Annotated in this window: 9 protein-coding genes and 1 pseudogene; 5 read left to right on the top strand and 5 right to left on the bottom strand. The window is 70.3% G+C overall.

Features of this window, described 5'->3' with window-relative positions; all coding sequences use genetic code 11:
* The first annotated feature begins 137 nt into the window (after positions 1 to 137).
* Both JKJ07_RS40140 and JKJ07_RS40135 read left to right on the top strand, forming a co-directional pair.
* Positions 138 to 1,559, top strand: coding sequence for a pectinesterase family protein (locus JKJ07_RS40140; protein ID WP_202997243.1), 1,422 nt, complete (start codon positions 138 to 140; stop codon positions 1,557 to 1,559).
* A gap of 9 nt (positions 1,560 to 1,568) precedes the next feature.
* Positions 1,569 to 3,023, top strand: a complete 1,455-nt coding sequence (locus JKJ07_RS40135; RefSeq protein ID WP_202997242.1) for an RICIN domain-containing protein — start codon at positions 1,569 to 1,571, stop codon at positions 3,021 to 3,023.
* A gap of 37 nt (positions 3,024 to 3,060) precedes the next feature.
* Here the strand turns inward: JKJ07_RS40135 and JKJ07_RS40130 are convergent, their stop codons facing one another.
* Complete coding sequence (locus JKJ07_RS40130; RefSeq protein ID WP_202997241.1) at positions 3,061 to 3,654, bottom strand: CPBP family glutamic-type intramembrane protease; 594 nt, start codon at positions 3,652 to 3,654, stop codon at positions 3,061 to 3,063.
* A 113-nt stretch (positions 3,655 to 3,767) separates the two neighbouring features.
* On the opposite strand from JKJ07_RS40130, the gene JKJ07_RS40125 reads away from it, so the two are divergent.
* Complete coding sequence (locus JKJ07_RS40125) at positions 3,768 to 9,656, top strand: CLIPPER-2 domain-containing protein (protein ID WP_202997240.1); 5,889 nt, start codon at positions 3,768 to 3,770, stop codon at positions 9,654 to 9,656.
* 75 nt (positions 9,657 to 9,731) lie between these two features.
* Here JKJ07_RS40125 and JKJ07_RS40120 read toward each other — a convergent pair whose 3' ends face one another.
* Together JKJ07_RS40120 and JKJ07_RS40110 are read right to left on the bottom strand one after the other, a co-directional pair.
* Entirely contained in the window at positions 9,732 to 10,043 is a 312-nt protein-coding gene (locus tag JKJ07_RS40120) for a hypothetical protein (protein ID WP_202997239.1), read from the bottom strand.
* 147 nt (positions 10,044 to 10,190) lie between these two features.
* Positions 10,191 to 10,661 (bottom strand): MarR family winged helix-turn-helix transcriptional regulator, encoded by a 471-nt coding sequence (locus JKJ07_RS40110; protein ID WP_202997238.1) that lies wholly within the window; start codon positions 10,659 to 10,661, stop codon positions 10,191 to 10,193.
* A gap of 203 nt (positions 10,662 to 10,864) precedes the next feature.
* On the opposite strand from JKJ07_RS40110, the gene JKJ07_RS40105 reads away from it, so the two are divergent.
* Together JKJ07_RS40105 and JKJ07_RS50655 are read left to right on the top strand one after the other, a co-directional pair.
* Positions 10,865 to 11,755, top strand: a complete 891-nt coding sequence (locus tag JKJ07_RS40105; protein WP_202997237.1) for an SDR family NAD(P)-dependent oxidoreductase — start codon at positions 10,865 to 10,867, stop codon at positions 11,753 to 11,755.
* A pseudogene (locus tag JKJ07_RS50655) lies at positions 11,752 to 12,240 on the top strand (nitroreductase/quinone reductase family protein). Before JKJ07_RS40105 ends, JKJ07_RS50655 begins: the two are co-directional and overlap by 4 nt.
* On the opposite strand, the gene JKJ07_RS40090 reads toward JKJ07_RS50655, so the two are convergent.
* On the bottom strand, positions 12,237 to 14,075 hold the full coding sequence (locus tag JKJ07_RS40090; RefSeq protein WP_202997234.1) for a PAS domain-containing hybrid sensor histidine kinase/response regulator: 1,839 nt from the start codon (positions 14,073 to 14,075) through the stop codon (positions 12,237 to 12,239). The pseudogene JKJ07_RS50655 and the gene JKJ07_RS40090 sit on opposite strands and share 4 nt — an antisense overlap.
* The gene (locus tag JKJ07_RS40085) at positions 14,072 to 15,073 is read right to left on the bottom strand and encodes a PAS domain-containing sensor histidine kinase (protein WP_202997233.1); all 1,002 of its coding nucleotides are present in this window, start codon (positions 15,071 to 15,073) and stop codon (positions 14,072 to 14,074) included. Before JKJ07_RS40085 ends, JKJ07_RS40090 begins: the two co-directional genes overlap by 4 nt.
* Positions 15,074 to 15,200: the final 127 nt, after the last annotated feature.

Raw genomic sequence — 15,200 nt, 5'->3', positions numbered from 1 at the left:
AAAGAGAAGAAATCTCGGCGTTTTCTGTTGTCAGCCCGCCGGCAAGCCATCTACCAGGGTGCCGCCGATTCCCCGCGGTGGCGACAGCACAGCGTGACCTTTCGGGAGCGCTCCCACAATGTGAGAGGACCAAGAGGGTGTCCGGACTACCCCGCCGAAGGCGCCTCCTCGTCGCCGCCCTGGCGATCACCGCCCCCGCCGCCGCGATCGCCGTCAGCGTGCTGCCGTCGAGCGCGGCGACCCTGCCCGCGACCGGCGGCACCTATCAGCTCAAGGTGACCAAGAGCGGCATGTGCATCGACGTCCCCGGTGCCTCCGCCGCCAACGGCGCCCTGCTCCAGCAGTGGGGCTGCACCGGCGGCGCCACCTGGCAGCAGTTCAAGCTGGTCGCGGCCGGCTCGAACTATCTGCTGCAGAACGTCAGCAGTGGCAAGTGCGTCGACGTGCCCGGCGGCTCCACGACCAGCGGCGTCCAGCTGCAGCAGTGGGGCTGCGCGAGCACGCAGACCAACCAGCAGTGGCGCCTGGCCGCCAGCGGAACGGACACATTCCAGATCATCAACGTCGGCAGTGGCCTGTGCGTCAGCGACAAGGGCGCGTCCACCTCGTCCGGCGCCGCGATCATCCAGGAGACCTGCTCGGCCAATTCCAACAAGCAGTGGGCCTTCACTCCGGTCGGCACGTCGGGCCCGGCCACCGTGGCCAAGGACGGCACCGGGCAGTACACGACCGTCCAGGCCGCGATCGACGCCGTGCCGGCGAACAACACGACCCGGCGCGTCATCACGATCAAGGCGGGCACCTACCGCGAGATCGTCACGGTGCCTTCCAACAAGCCGTACGTGACCCTGCAGGGGCTGGGCGGCAGCGCGAGCCAGACCGTGATCGTCAACAACCGGAGCAGCGCGGGCGGCTACGGCACCTCGGGCAGCGCCACCGCGTTCCTCGACGGCCACGACTTCGCGGCGACGAACCTGACGTTCTCGAACGACTACGGCGAGGGCAGCCAGGCCGTCGCCGTCAACCTCAACGCCGACCGGTCCGTCTTCGACAACGTGCGGTTCCTCGGCAACCAGGACACGTTTCTGGTCAACAACAACCGGTCGTACGTCAAGAACTCGTACGTCGAGGGCACGGTCGACTTCATCTTCGGCGGGGCGACCACTGTCTTCCACAACAGCTCGATCTACGAGAAGCGCAGCAGCGGCGGCCCGATCACCGCGGCCAGCACCGACGCCGCCAAGACGTACGGGCTGCTCTTCTACAAATGCACGATCACGGGCGCGGCCAACAACGTGACCCAGCTCGGCCGGCCCTGGCGCCCGGACGCGCAGGTGCTCTATCGCGAGTCCAGCCTGAGCGCGACGATCAAGACCGCGCAGCCGTGGACCGACATGTCCGGCAACACCTGGCAGAACGCGCGCTTCAGTGAATACAAGAACACCGGTTCCGGCGCCGGCACGAACGGCAACCGGCCGCAGCTGAGCGACGCGCAGGCCGCCAACTACACCCCGCAGAAGTATCTGGCCGGCAGTGACGGCTGGAACCCGGTCGGCTGAAGGAGCCCCATGAAGAAGATCAGTATCGCGGCGCTGGCGGCCACCACCGTCGCCGCCCTCATCGGCATCTCCGTGCTGCCGTCGGAGGCAGCGGCCACCCCAGTCGCCGGCGGCACCTACTACCTGGCCGTCACCAAGAGCGGTAAGTGCATCGACGTTCCCGGCGCGAGCAGTGCCAACGGTGCCTTGCTGCAGCAGTGGGGCTGTACCGACGGCGCCGCTTGGCAGCAGTTCAAGGTGGTCGCGGCCGGCTCGAACTTCCTGCTGCAGAACGTCAGCAGCGGCCGGTGCATCGACGTGCCCGGCAGTTCGACCAGCAGCGGCGTCCAGCTGCAGCAGTGGGGCTGCGCGAGCGGCCAGGCCAACCAGCAGTGGCGGTTCGCGGCCAGCGGGTCGGGCACGTTCCAGATCATCAATGTCGGCAACGGCCTGTGCATCAGCGACAAGGACGCGTCGACCGCGTCGGGTGCCGCGATCATCCAGGAAACGTGCACTGCGAACAGCAACAAGCAGTGGGCGTTCAACACGGCGGCCGGCGCAACGCCGACGCCGCCGAGCGGCGGCCGCACGTGGCCGTCGACTCCGGACGGGTTCGCGGCCACCGGCGGCGGCACGACCGGCGGCGCGGCCGGCACCACGGTGACGGTCAGCAACCAGGCCGACCTGAACAAATACGTCACGGCCACCGAGCCGTACGTGATCAGGGTTTCCGGCGCCGTCACGATCACGCCCAAGGGAACCGAGCTCAAGGTCAAGTCGAACAAGACGATCGTGGGCGTCGGCACCAGCGGTCACATCGTCGGCGGCGGCTTCTTCCTCGGTGAGGGGGTGCGCAACGTCATCATCCGCAACCTGACCATCCGGGACACGGCGATGCCCGACGACGACCCGGACGACAAGGTCTACGACTACGACGGCATCCAGATGGACACGGCCGACCACATTTGGATCGACCACAACACGATCACGCGGATGAACGACGGCTCGATCGACAGCCGCAAGGACACGAGCTATCTGACCGTGTCGTGGAACGTGCTGGCGAACAACAACAAGTCGTTCGGCATCGGCTGGACCGACAACGTGTCGGCGCGGATGACGATCCACCACAACTGGCTGCACGACACCAACCAGCGCAATCCGAGCGTCGACAACGTCGCGTACGCGCACCTCTACAACAACTATCTGCAGAACATCACGTCGTACGGGAATCTCTCGCGGGGCGCCACCAAGCTGGTGCTCGAGAACAGCTATTTCGACAACGTGAAGAACCCGTACTACAACGACACGTCGGCCGCCCAGCTCAAGCAGAGCGGCAGCATCGTCGTCAACAGCTCGGGCAAGCAGCAGACCAACGGGTCCGCGTTCACGCCGAGCAGTTTCTATTCGTACACTCTCGATCCCGCCGCCGACGTCCCGAGCCTGCTCAAGACGTACGCGGGACCGCAGGCCAACATCGGGCAGTAAGCCGAGACGCCGGCCGGGGTTGGGGAGCCCCGGCCGGTCAGGCTCCGTGATAGAAATACTGCCCCAGCCCGACGGTGAAGATGGTGATTCCGTAAAGGGCGTGCTCGATCGAGACGACGAGCAGCGATCCGGTCTTTTGATAGCGCCGCGCGAAAAGCCACCCGCCGATGACGGTGGCCACCACGGCGATCACGTTGCCGAAGAGCAGATGCGCGAAGCCGAACGCGAGCGCGCCGGCCGCCGCCATCGCCTTGCCGTCGCCGAACACGGGGGCGTACCGGTGCATCAGGAAGCCCCGATAGAGCAACTCCTGCGGATAGACCGACGTCAGCGGATAGAACACGCAGATGAGCAGCCACAGCCCCGGGTTCTCGCGCGGCAGGATGAACAGATTCTCCCGGTCGAACAGCGCCACGGCCCCGACCGTCAGAACAGAGACCAGAGCCCACAGCATCAGTACGCTTTTGAGCCCGTTGACCCGCCCCAGCAGCGGCACCGAATGCCGGCGCAGATAGATCACGATCGCGACCGCCGCCACCAGCAGCACCGGAATCGGGCCGCCCGGCACGTGCACCGCGATGTAGAGCCCGACCAGTCCGAAGAAGAGCAGCACGTATTCGGCTATCCGCACCCGCCGACGTTAGGCGGGCCAGATGACCACCACGCGGCCGTCGGATGAGCATCCGGCTCAGTAATAACCCTAAAAGCGACGTAAACTCACCTTTCCCGGCATAGCTTCACGGGGTGAGCTTTGCCCAGCGGGTCCGGCCGTGGCGTGGCCTGATGGCCCGTGTCGCGGCCGTCGCCGTGCTCACCGGCACGTGCCTGCTGCTGCCGGTGACCCTGCCCGGCCTCGGTCCGGTGGCCACCGCGGCGACCGTCTGCCCCGCCGCGGTGTCGCTCGTCAACGGCGATTTCGAGTCGCCGTCGATCGCCGCCGCCTCGATGTCGCTGATCCCCGAGACCAACATGCCGGGCTGGAAGACCACCGCGCCCGACAAGGTCTTCGAGCTGTGGCGCCAGGTCCGGATGGGCGTCGACGCGGGCTCCCGCGAGCAGTTCGTCGAGCTCAACGCCAACTACGTGTCCACGCTCTATCAGGACGTGGCGACCACCCCCGGGCAGGTGCTGCGCTGGCAGCTCAAGCATCGCGGCCGCCTCGGCACCGACGTCATGGCGGTCAACATCGGCCCGGCCGGCGGCGTGCAGGTGCGGCAGCGGACGATCTCGGACGGGCAGACCTGGGGCACCTACGGCGGCAACTACACCGTGCCGGCCGGCCAGACGAACACCCGCTTCGCGTTCGAGTCGGTCTCCGCGGCGCAGAACATGGCGACCCACGGCAACTTCCTCGACGGCATCTCGTTCGGCACCTCGCCCTGCCTGGCCACGACGACGGCCGTCTCGCAGGCCACGGCCAACGTGGGCGACGTGCTGACGTACACGGTCACCGCGCGCAACGACGGCGGCAACCCGGCCCAGCTCAGCGTGCTCAGCGACGACCTGCCGGCCGGGCTGACCTTCGTGCCCGGCTCGATCCGCTCGATCAACGGCTCGGTCACGACCACGGTCAGCGACGCGTCGGACAGCGACACGGGGGAATACACCGCGGCCACCCGTACGGTCAACGTCCGCGCCGGAGTGGGTGCGGGGGCGGCCGGCGGCGGCACGATCCCGGTCGGGGAGAGCCGCTCGTTCAGCTACCAGGCCCGGGTGACCTCGGCCGTGGCCGCCTCGACGATCAGCGACGACGCCACCGCCACCTACACCGACGACCTGGCGGCCACCCGGGTCACCTCGACCTCCAACGTCGTCACGACCGCCGTCGCCGCGGCCGCCGACCTGGCCGTCGCGGGCACGGTCGCGAGCCCGGGCGTGGTGGCCGGGCGGCGGGCGACGACAAACCTGACCGTCACCAACGCCGGGCCCAGCACGGCGGCCGCGACCCAGGTGACCGCGACCGCCCCGGCCGGGATCACCAACGTGACGGCCACCTCGCCGCAGGGCCCGTGCACGGTGACCGGCTCGACGGCCGTGTGCGACGTCGGCCCGCTGCCCGTCTCGGGCACCGCGACCGTGACGGTGTCGGGTGACGTGCCCGCCGCGGCCACCCCGGGCGCCCAGGCCACGCTCACCGCGTCCGTGGCGAGCGGCACGTACGAGCTCAACCAGGCCGACAACGCCACGTCGGTCAGCGCCACCGTGGCCACCTCGGCCGACCTCGGCGTCACGCTGACCTACGCGCCGACGACCCCGGTGGCCGGCGGCACGGTCACCTACACCGCCACGGTCACCAACGCCGGCCCGTCCACCGCGCGCACGATCGCGCTGACCGACCCGATCGCCACCGGCTCGACGTTCGTCAGCGCGACCACCCCCGGCGGCAGCTGCTCACTGAGCTCAACCCGTACGGTGGAATGCTCTTTGCCCGATCTCAACCCGGGCGGCACGCAACAAGTGAGCATTGTCGTGCAGCTCGACTCCGGCGGCTCGGGCGCGATCAACAACGCCGTGTCTATCAGCTCGGCCACCTCCGATCCCGTGGTCGGCAACAACAACATGTCGGTGCAGTCGTCGGGTACCTCGGTCGCCGACGTCGGCGTCAAGCTCAGCCTCGGCGCGAGCTCGGCCTACCCCGGCGACACCGTGCCGTTCACGCTCGTGGTGACCAACAACGGCCCGTCCGCGGCCACGAACGTCTCGTTCAACACCGTCGTGCCGCCCGGCATCACGATCGTGCGGCCCAGCAACCCGTACTGCTCGGCGTCGGCCTGCACGTTCCCCGGTCTCGCGGCCGGTCAGGTCGTCACGATCACGGGCAGCACGGTGGTCGGGCCGGACGTGGCCGCGGGTGTGCATCAGGCGAGCACGACGGTCATCTCGCCGACCACCGACAACAACGCGGCCAACGACACCGACACGGTCACGTTCACGATCCTGCTGCGGGCCGACCTCGCGGTCACGCAGGCCCTCACCGGCCCCGGCGGCTCGACCACGTTGGTGGCGGGCCGGGACGTGCGCGGCGTGGTGACCGTGACGAACAACGGCCCGACCCGCGCCGACGGCGTCTCGCTGCGGCAACCCGTGCCCGCCGGCCGCCCGGTCCCGTCCGCCTCCTCGTCCGGGGGCGGCTCGTGCGCGTACCAGGGCGGCCTTTATCTCTGCACGATCTCGTCGCTGGCCGCCTCGGCCACGTGGACGATCACGTTCGACGACGTGCCGCTGCCCCCGGCCTACGCGGGAGACTCCTTCGCCCGTACGGCGTCGGTGTCGTCCTCGGCCCCCGACCCGGACTCGTCGAACGACAGCGTGACCACCACCGCGACCGTCGAGCACCGGGCCGACCTGCGCGTCACCATGACGACCTCGACCCCGGCGGTCGTGCAGACGGGACCGGTCGCCTTCCGCGCCACCGTCGAGAACCTCGGCCCCTCCGACGCGTCGTCGGTGGTCGTGCGCGAGGACCTGTCCGCCGGCCTCGTGCTCACCTCGGGCACCCCCACTTCCGGCGCGTACGACCCCACGGGGCGCACCTGGACCCTCGGCGCGCTCGCCGTGGCGGCCACCGAGCGGCTCGACCTGACCGGGGAGGCGCAGGGGAGCGGGGCCCTCACCGCCACCACCCGCGTCGTCTCGTCCGCGAGCACCGACCCGGCGCCCGGCAACGACTCCGACGCGGTCACGGTCACCGCCGCGGCCGCCGCGCCCGCGCTCAACCTCGAGGTCACCACCGCCGTTGCCCCGGGCTCGGCCACGGCGGCGGGCGCGGGCGACACCATCACGTACACCTATCGCGTCACCAACACCGGCAACCTGCCGATGAGCGGGCTCGTCGTGACCGGCAGCCGCGGCGGGCCGGGCGCGTGCGGCGCCACCACGCTCGCCGTCGGCGCCGCGACCACCTGCCCGGCCGGCGGCTATCAGGTCACGTCGGCCGACGTCACCGCCGGTCAGCCGATCCTCGACGTGGTCACGGCGGACGCCGAGAACTCGGCCACGACCGGTCCCGTCCAGTACGCCAAGGTGACCGCCGGGGTGCCCCTGGCCGCGGCCCACCCCTCGCTGGTCGTCATGGTCACGCCCACGGTCAGCGCGCCCAGCCGGCAGAACGCGGCCGCGGCCGGCGACCGGATCGACTACTCGTACGAGATCGTCAACAACGGCAACGTGGCGATGGAGTTCATCGGGCTCACCGACACCCGGGCCGCCGGCGTCGGCTGCCCCGCCACCACCCTGGCCATCGGTGCCACGATGACCTGCACGAGCGCGGCCGGTTACACCGTCACCCAGGCCGACCTGGACGCGGGCGGCGTGATCACCGACGCCGTGACCGTCAACGCCCGGCCCGCCGGCTCGCCCACGGCCATCACGTTCGGTCCGTTCGGGGTCGACGTCACGGTGGCCGCGCCCGCTCCCGCGCTGCTGCTCAAGGTCACCGCCGACCGGTCCGGCCCGGTCGCGGCCGGTGACGTGATCGCCTACGAGTACGAGGTCACCAACACCGGCAACGTGACAGTCGACCACCTCGACGTCACCGACGAGCTGATCGACGTCATCGACTGCCCCGCGCTCACGCTGGCCGTCGGCGCCACGATGACCTGCACGTCGGACGGCGGCTACCTGGTGACCCAGGACGACATCGACGCGGGCGTGCCGGTCGAGGACGACGCGCTGGTCACCGCGCAGGGCGTCGCCCCCGGCAGCCCGGTCGTCCAGGCCGAGAGCTACGACCCCGTGCCGGTGGTCGCGGCGGCCCCCGGCCTGGCCCTCACGATCACCCCGACCGGCCGCACGACCGAGCTCACCCTGGGCGACCGCATCTCGTACGCGTACACCGTGCGCAACACCGGCAACGTCACCATGCGCGCGGTTGCCGTGACCGACTCCCGCTTCGGCGCCGCCTCGTGCCCGGCCACGGTCGTGGCCGTGGGCGCCACGATGGCCTGCACGGCCGGCGCGATCTATACGGTCACCCAGACCGACGTGGACACCGGCGGCTCGGTCGCCCTGACCGCGCGGGTGCTCTCCGGCGGCACGGTCCGCGACACCGCCACGTCGATCCTGCCGCTGGCCTCGGCTCGCGGCGCCCTGACGATCACGGTGTCGCCGGTCGCCGGCGCTGTGGTGGGAGCCGGAGACACCATTGGTTACACATACCGGATCACCAACGTGGGCCGCGTGACGATGCGCGACATCGCTGTGGACGACGACACCTTGGGCGCGGCCACGTGCCCGGTGACGAGCCTCGCCCCCGCCGCGTCGACCACCTGCACGTCGTCGCGCACCTACACGGTCACCGACCAGGACGTCGACGCCGGCGAGGCGCTCACCACCGAGGCGTACGTCTCCGGCAAGCTCCCCGGCGGCGCCACCGTCACGTTCGGCCCCGCCACGGCCGCCGTCCCCGTCCTGGTTCCCGCCCCCGCGCTGACCGCCCAGGGCTTCGCGGTCGTCACCCCCGCCACCCGCCAGTACGCCGCCCGCCCCGGCGACACCGTGGCGTACACGTTCGAGGTCGCCAACACCGGCAACCGTGCCCTGACCGGGATCGCCGTGACCGCCCTGCGCAGCGGAACCGCCCGCTGCCCCGCCACCACTTTGGCCGTACGGGCCACGATGACCTGCACCGGCCAGCGCGCGGTGGCCGTCACCCAGGCCGACCAAGACGCGGCCGCCCCCTTCGTCGAGTCGGTCCGGGTGCTTGCCGGCACGCTCGAGTTCGGCCCGTTCACGGTGGCCGTCCAGCTCGAGAAGCCCGTCTTCATGCTGCGCATCATGGCGATCGCGACCCACCGGCCGGCCGTGACCGCGGGCGACTCGGTGAGCGTGGCCTATCGCGTGACCAACACCGGCAACGTCTCGGCTTCCGGCCTGTCGGTGCCCTCGGCCGCCTGCCCCGTCGCCGCGCTCGCCCCCGCCGCGGTCGTCACCTGCCCGATGCCGGTGCCCTACACCGTGACCCAGGCCGACATCGACCGCAACAAGCCGCTGACGTTCCGCTCCTCGGCCACCGCGACGTGGTCCGGCCGCGCCTCGACGTTCGGCCCGGCCGCGGCCACGATCGCCCTGGCCGCCCCGCGCCCCGCCGTGACGGCCGTACAGACCGCCACGTGGAAAGACCGCGACGGCAACGGCGTGCTGGGCGTAGCCGACGACGTGGTCTCGACCTTCGAGGTCACCAACACGGGCAACGTCACCCTGGTGAACGTGCGAGTCACCGGCTTCCCGGCCGCCGTCACCTGCAAGCCGACCCGCCTGGCACCGGGCGCTTCGGCCACGTGCGTCTCGGTCGTCTATCACCTGACGGCCCGAGACATCGCCAACGGCGAGCGCACCACCGAGGCCACAGTCACCGGCGACGTCGAATCCCTGGGCCGGCCCACCCGAGCGGCGGCCCCCTCCACGGTGGTGATCCCGTTCGAGCCGCCGCCGGGGGAGGTGCCGGTCACCGGGCCCGCGGCTGGTCGGCTGGCCTTGGCCGGGCTCGCCGTGATCGCTCTGGGAATCGCCCTGATGATGCTGGTGACGGTGGCCCCCGGCGGCGGCCCGGCCCGCACACCCGTGCAGTTGGTGCTCGATGGCGCCGGGCGATGGAGGCCTGCCGGGCCCGGGCGGCATCGGGCCGCGGGTTGACGCTTTCCACCGCCGTCCGGTCGTGGGGCTGGGCCTTTGACGCTTTCCACCGCCGGCTGGTCGTGGGGCTGGGCCTTACTTGGACTCGGCCGTGCCGAAGTCGCCCATCGCGGCGACGGCCTTGTCCCAGGACGGGTCGCCGGCGTACAGCCGCGTCCGCAGGTACGCCCAGATCAGCGCGCGCAGGGTGGAGACCCGCTCGGGGTCGAAGTCGGTGGTCTCGGACGCGTCGTAGCCGGAGATGCCGCCGAAGATGTGCTCGGCGCCGTGCACCATCAGCAGCGTCTTCGGGCCGGGGGCGCGGGTGTAGGCGTCCCAGCGGTAGCTGAGCCGGTCGGAGAACATCTTGTTCAGGTCCTTGTCGCCCGCGACCACAAGCGCGTCCATGGTCAGACGGCGAGGTCACGCTGGACTGCGAGATCCTCACCGTGCATGACGCCGAGCTGCGGCTGGTGATGCTCACTGCGGAGCCGGGAAGCCCGGACGCGGCCAAGCTGACCGCGCTGACGAGCTGAGCGCCGGGCCACGCGGGTCTCAGCGTTTCTCGGCCGCGTTCGTCGCCGGGGTCAGCATGCCGGTGCTTCCGTCCGCCAGTCTCGGTATGTAGCGGTTGGTGATCTGCACAGCCGCGGTGCGCAGCGTCTGCCGCAGATCCGGCTCGAGGTTGTCGGCGATGTCAGGCAGGCGCCGGGACACATCGGCGTAAAGCGCCTCGGCGATCTTTTTGCCCTCGGGCGTGACGGCGAGCACGATGACGCGCCGATCGATCTCCGGGCTGTCCCGCTGGACCAGGCCCCGACGTTCGATGCGGTCGACCAGTTGGCTCAGCGCGTTCTTGGCCATGCCGAGCGAGCCGGCCAGTTCGGCCATGCGCAGCGGGCGGTCCTTGATCGAACACAGCAGTTGAGCCTGCGCCGGCGTGAGGTCGTGCTCACCACAGATTTCCGCATATCGGCGCTGGATGACCACGGCAAGCCATACGAGCACGTCCCCGAAGTCCTCCACCTGTTACCTCTCTCACTGCGAAGCCCGTCCGAGCCAAGCTTACCTTGCGGAAGTTCACGGCATGAACTACTAATAGTTCATGGCATGAACCTCCGCACGGAAGAAGCACAGCCATGACGACCGCGTTCGGCGGCGACCACCAGGGCTGCACCGATTACCCCACCCTCGCCTGAGCGGCCCCCCTTCCAGCAACAGGAGCACCCATGAAGTACGACCGCACCATCGTCTGGAACCCCGTCCACCCCGACAGCCTGAACCTGGCGAACCTCAACGTCGCCGTCGTCGGTGGAACCGGCGGTATCGGCCGGGCGCTGAGCCGTTTCCTGGCCTCCCGCGGAGCACAGGTCACCGTGGTCGGACGCACCTTTCGTGACGCCGACGTGCCCGGGATCACCTTCGTCCCGGCCGATCTGAGCCTCATGCGTGAAGCAGCCCGGGTCGCCGAGCAGCTCCCGGCCGAGAACCTGGACCTGCTCGTCTTCACCACCGGCATCATCGCCGCGCCCCAGCGCGAGGAGACCGCCGAGGGCATCGAACGCGACATGGCCGTCAGCTACCTCAGCCGCCTCGTCATCCTGCGCGGCATCGCAGCCCGGCTGGGCGCCGACCGCCCCCGGAACAACGGCAAGCCGCGGGTCTTCGTCATGGGATTCCCCGGCAGCGGCAAGGCCGGCACCTACGACGACCTCAACGCCGAGAAGTCCTACAAGAGCATGGACGTTCACATGAACACCGTGGCCGGCAACGAGATCCTGGTCCTGGACGCCGCCCAGCGCTATCCGGGCATCGACACCTTCGGCCTGCACCCCGGTGTCGTCAAGTCCGACATCCGCGCCAACCTGATGGGCAAGGGAAGCTTCAAGCACCGCGCCATGGAGACCGTCATCGGGCTGGTGACCTCGAGCGCCGAAACGTACGCGCGACGCATCGCGCCGCTGCTGGTCTCCCCCGACCTGACCGATCACAGCGGCGCCATGTTCAACAACAAGGGCCGGGCCATCCAGCCCACCGACGGCATGAACCCCCAGCACGTCGCGGGTTTCCTCCGCGCATCCGAGCAGCTCGTGGCCACGGTGAAAGGAGAACTCCGATGAGCTTCGACACGCCCAACGGCACGCGCGGCGTCCCGCTACCCGGCGCCGATCAAGTGCGTCAGCACAACGAGCGCGTCATCGCCGGCGTCCGCGCCGGCGGAATGCCCGGCATGAACATGCTCGTGCTCATCACCACCGGCCGCAGATCCGGAGCCCGCCGCCAGACACCGGTCGGCTACTTCGCCGAGTCGAGCGGAACATTCCTCGTCGTCGCCGGCGCCGGCGACGCCGCGCGTAACCCTGACTGATATTACAACCTCGGCGCGGACCCGGAGCACGTCCGGGTCGTCGTGGCCGGGCGCGAGTTCGACGTCGCGGCCGAGGAACTCGAGGGCAACGAACGCGAGCGGACCTGGGCCGAGATCATCTCAGCGGCACCGGGCGTCGCCCGCTACCAAGACCTGACCGACCGCCAGATCCCCATCATCCGCCTCACCCCTCGAACGACTGCCGCTGGAAGCGGTTCGACCGGCCCGGGCGACTAGGGCATTACGCGGTGCAAAGCGCTCAACAGGGCGTCGGTCTGGAACGGTTTGTGCAGCAGGGGTGCGTCGGCCGGCAGCTCCTGGCCGCCCGGGGCCGAGCCGCTGGTGTAGCCCGACATGAACAGCACCGGCAGGCCGGGCCGGGCGCGGCGCAGCTCGGCGGCGAGCTGGGTGCCCGACATGCCGGGCATGATGATGTCGGTGACCAGCACGTCCATCGCGAAGTCGCCCCGGCGGCACATTTCCAGCGCTGTCGCCGGGTCGGGGGCCGCCTGCACCTCGTAGCCCGCGCGACGCAGAATCCGGCACACGATGTCCCGTACGCCGTCCTCGTCCTCCACGACCAGCACCTTGCCGCCGGTCGAGGGCCGCCGGACCAGAGTGGACGGACGGGACGCGACCTCGGCCGGGGGCAGGCTGATCCGCAGCGTCGTGCCGGCGCCGGGCGCGGATTCCAGCGAGATCGTGCCACCGGCGTCGGTCACCACCCCGTACGCGGTGGCCAGGCCCAGCCCGGTGCCCCTGCCCCGGCCCTTGGTGGTGAAGAACGGCTCGAAAGCGCGCGAGGCGACCCCCGGTTCCATGCCGCAGCCGTCGTCCATGATGGACAGGCAGACGTGACCCGTGTCCCGGGCCACCGAGGTCGTCAACGTCAGGCGGCCGCCCGAGGGCATCGCGGCCCGCGCGTTCATGGCCGCGTTCATGACGACCTGTTCGAGCTTGTTGCGATCCATCGTGATCGGGGGCAGGTCGAGCGACAGCATGGTGGTCAGCTCGATGTCGTCGCCCAGGGTGCGGGTGAGCAGGCGTTGCATGTCGGTGGCCACGGCGTTCAGGTCGAGCGGTTCGGGACGTGACGGTTCGAGGCCGCTGAAGATGAGCAGTTGGCGGGTCAGGCCGCTGCCTCGGGCGGCCGCCTGTTCGATGGCGCGGGCGTCGGCGTGCAGTTCGTGGTCGGGGCCGAGCTCCTCGGTCAGCATCGCGCCGTAGCCGGAGATGACGGCCAGGATGTTGTTGAAGTCGTGGGCGATGCCGCCGGCCAGCCGGCCCAGCGAGTCGAGGCGTTCGGCCTGACGCAGCTGCTCCTCCATGCGCACCCGTTCGGTGATGTCGCGCAGGATGCCCTCGATCGCCACCGGGTGGCCGTCGGGGCCGCTGACCGCGTTGGCCCGCTGCTCCACCCAGGCCGGCTCGCCCGTACGGCGCCGCCAGCGGATGGTCAGCGTGCCGGGCTGGTCGGACTGCCAGGAGCGTTCGAGCAGCGGGCGGTCGTCCGGCTCGACCAGCCGGAAGATCAGGGCCGGATCGGCGTAGAACTCCTCGGGCGCGTGCCCGGTGATCGATTCGACGGCCGAGCTGACGTATTCCATCGCCGGTTCGGGGCGCAGCCGGAAGCGGAAGATGACGTCGTGCGCGTGCTCGGCCAGCAGCCGCAAAGCCTGCTCGGAGCGGCGGTGCTCGCGGCGTTCGCGGGCCTCGGTCAGTTCGCGTTGCACGGCCGGGGCGAGCCGGGCCAGCCTGTCCTTGAGCACGAAGTCGCGGGCGCCCGCGCGCATCAGGTCGACCGCCACCTCCTCGCCGACCTGACCCGAGACGAGCAGGAACGGGATGTCGGCATCGTGCGCGCGCAGCTGGGTCAGCACATCCTCCGCCCGTACGGAGGGAAGGTTGTAATCGCAGATGACCACGTCGACCGGGCCCGCGGTGAGCGCCCGGGCCACGCCCTCCGACGTCTCCTCGCGGGTCACCCGCACCTGCAGGCCGGCCCGGGTCAGCGAATGGCCGATCAGCACGGCGTCGTCGTCGTTGTCGTCCACGACCAGCACGAAGATCATTGCTGTCCCCGCCCCACCAGGTTGAACCGGATGACCGCACCCGCCCCCGGCTTGCCCTCGGCGTCGATCCGGCCGCCGTGCCGGGCCACGATGCGCCGCACGATGGCCAGGCCGATGCCCGTGCCCTCGAACTCGCCCGCCCCGTGCAGCCGCTGGAACGGGTCGAACATCCGGTCCGCGTGCCCCATGTCGAAGCCGGCGCCGTTGTCGCGCACCACGAAGTCGTCGCCCTCGGCGCTGACCGCGATCACCGCGTCCACCCGTTTGGACGTGAACTTGAACGCGTTGCCCAGCAGGTTCTGCAGCACCAGCCGGATCAGGTGCGGATCACCCCGCGCGACCAGGTCGTCGGCGATGTCGAAGCGCACGGCGCGGCCGGGTTCGGTGGCGGCCAGGTCGGCGGCCACCTCGCGGGCCAGGGCGCTCACATCCGTACGCTCCCGGCGCAGTTGCGACCGGTCCGCGTGGGACAGCTCGAGCAGCGCGTCGAACATGTCGCCCATCCGCTCGATGTTGGCCCGGATGCGCCCGAGGTAGCCCCGTGCCTCCTCGTTCATCCCGGCGGCGTGCTCCTCTAGCAGGATCTGGCTGAAACCGTCGAGACTGCGCAGGGGCGCGCGTAGGTCGTGCGAGACCGAGTAGGAGAGCGCGTCGAGCTCCTCCGCACGCCGGCGCTCGGTGTCGTCGCCGACGGAGAAACCGCAGACCGCGTACGCCCGGCCGTCGTCGCCGGTGAGCGGGAAGGCGACCGTGTTGCGGCCGGGGAGCTGGACCGGCTCGCCGCGTTCGAGGGCCGCCCGGTCGTGGGCGCGCAGCTCGTCGGCGACCGGCTCCGGGAAGAGGTCGTGGTCGGTGTGCCCGACGACCTGCTCGCGCCGCAGCCCGGTGCGGCGCTCGTACTCGCGGTTGACCAGCAGGTAGCGGCCCTGGACGTCGCGCATCGAGACCACGGCGGGGAGCTGGTCGACGAGGGCCATGAGCTGACCGCCGGTGCTCATCCTGACCTCACCGGTCCGACGGTACTGCGCAAACATCCCAAATGTGAGTGTTTTCCGTATTGAGTGATCGAGATGCGCGCCGGCCGCCCCGGGGTGACCATGACGGTTCGGCCGACAAATATTGATC

The organism is Paractinoplanes lichenicola (assembly GCF_016785085.1).
GTDB lineage: Bacteria > Actinomycetota > Actinomycetes > Mycobacteriales > Micromonosporaceae > Actinoplanes > Actinoplanes lichenicola.
The sequence above is the reverse complement of the archived record's forward strand: the minus strand, read 5'-3'. Positions and strand labels throughout refer to the sequence as shown.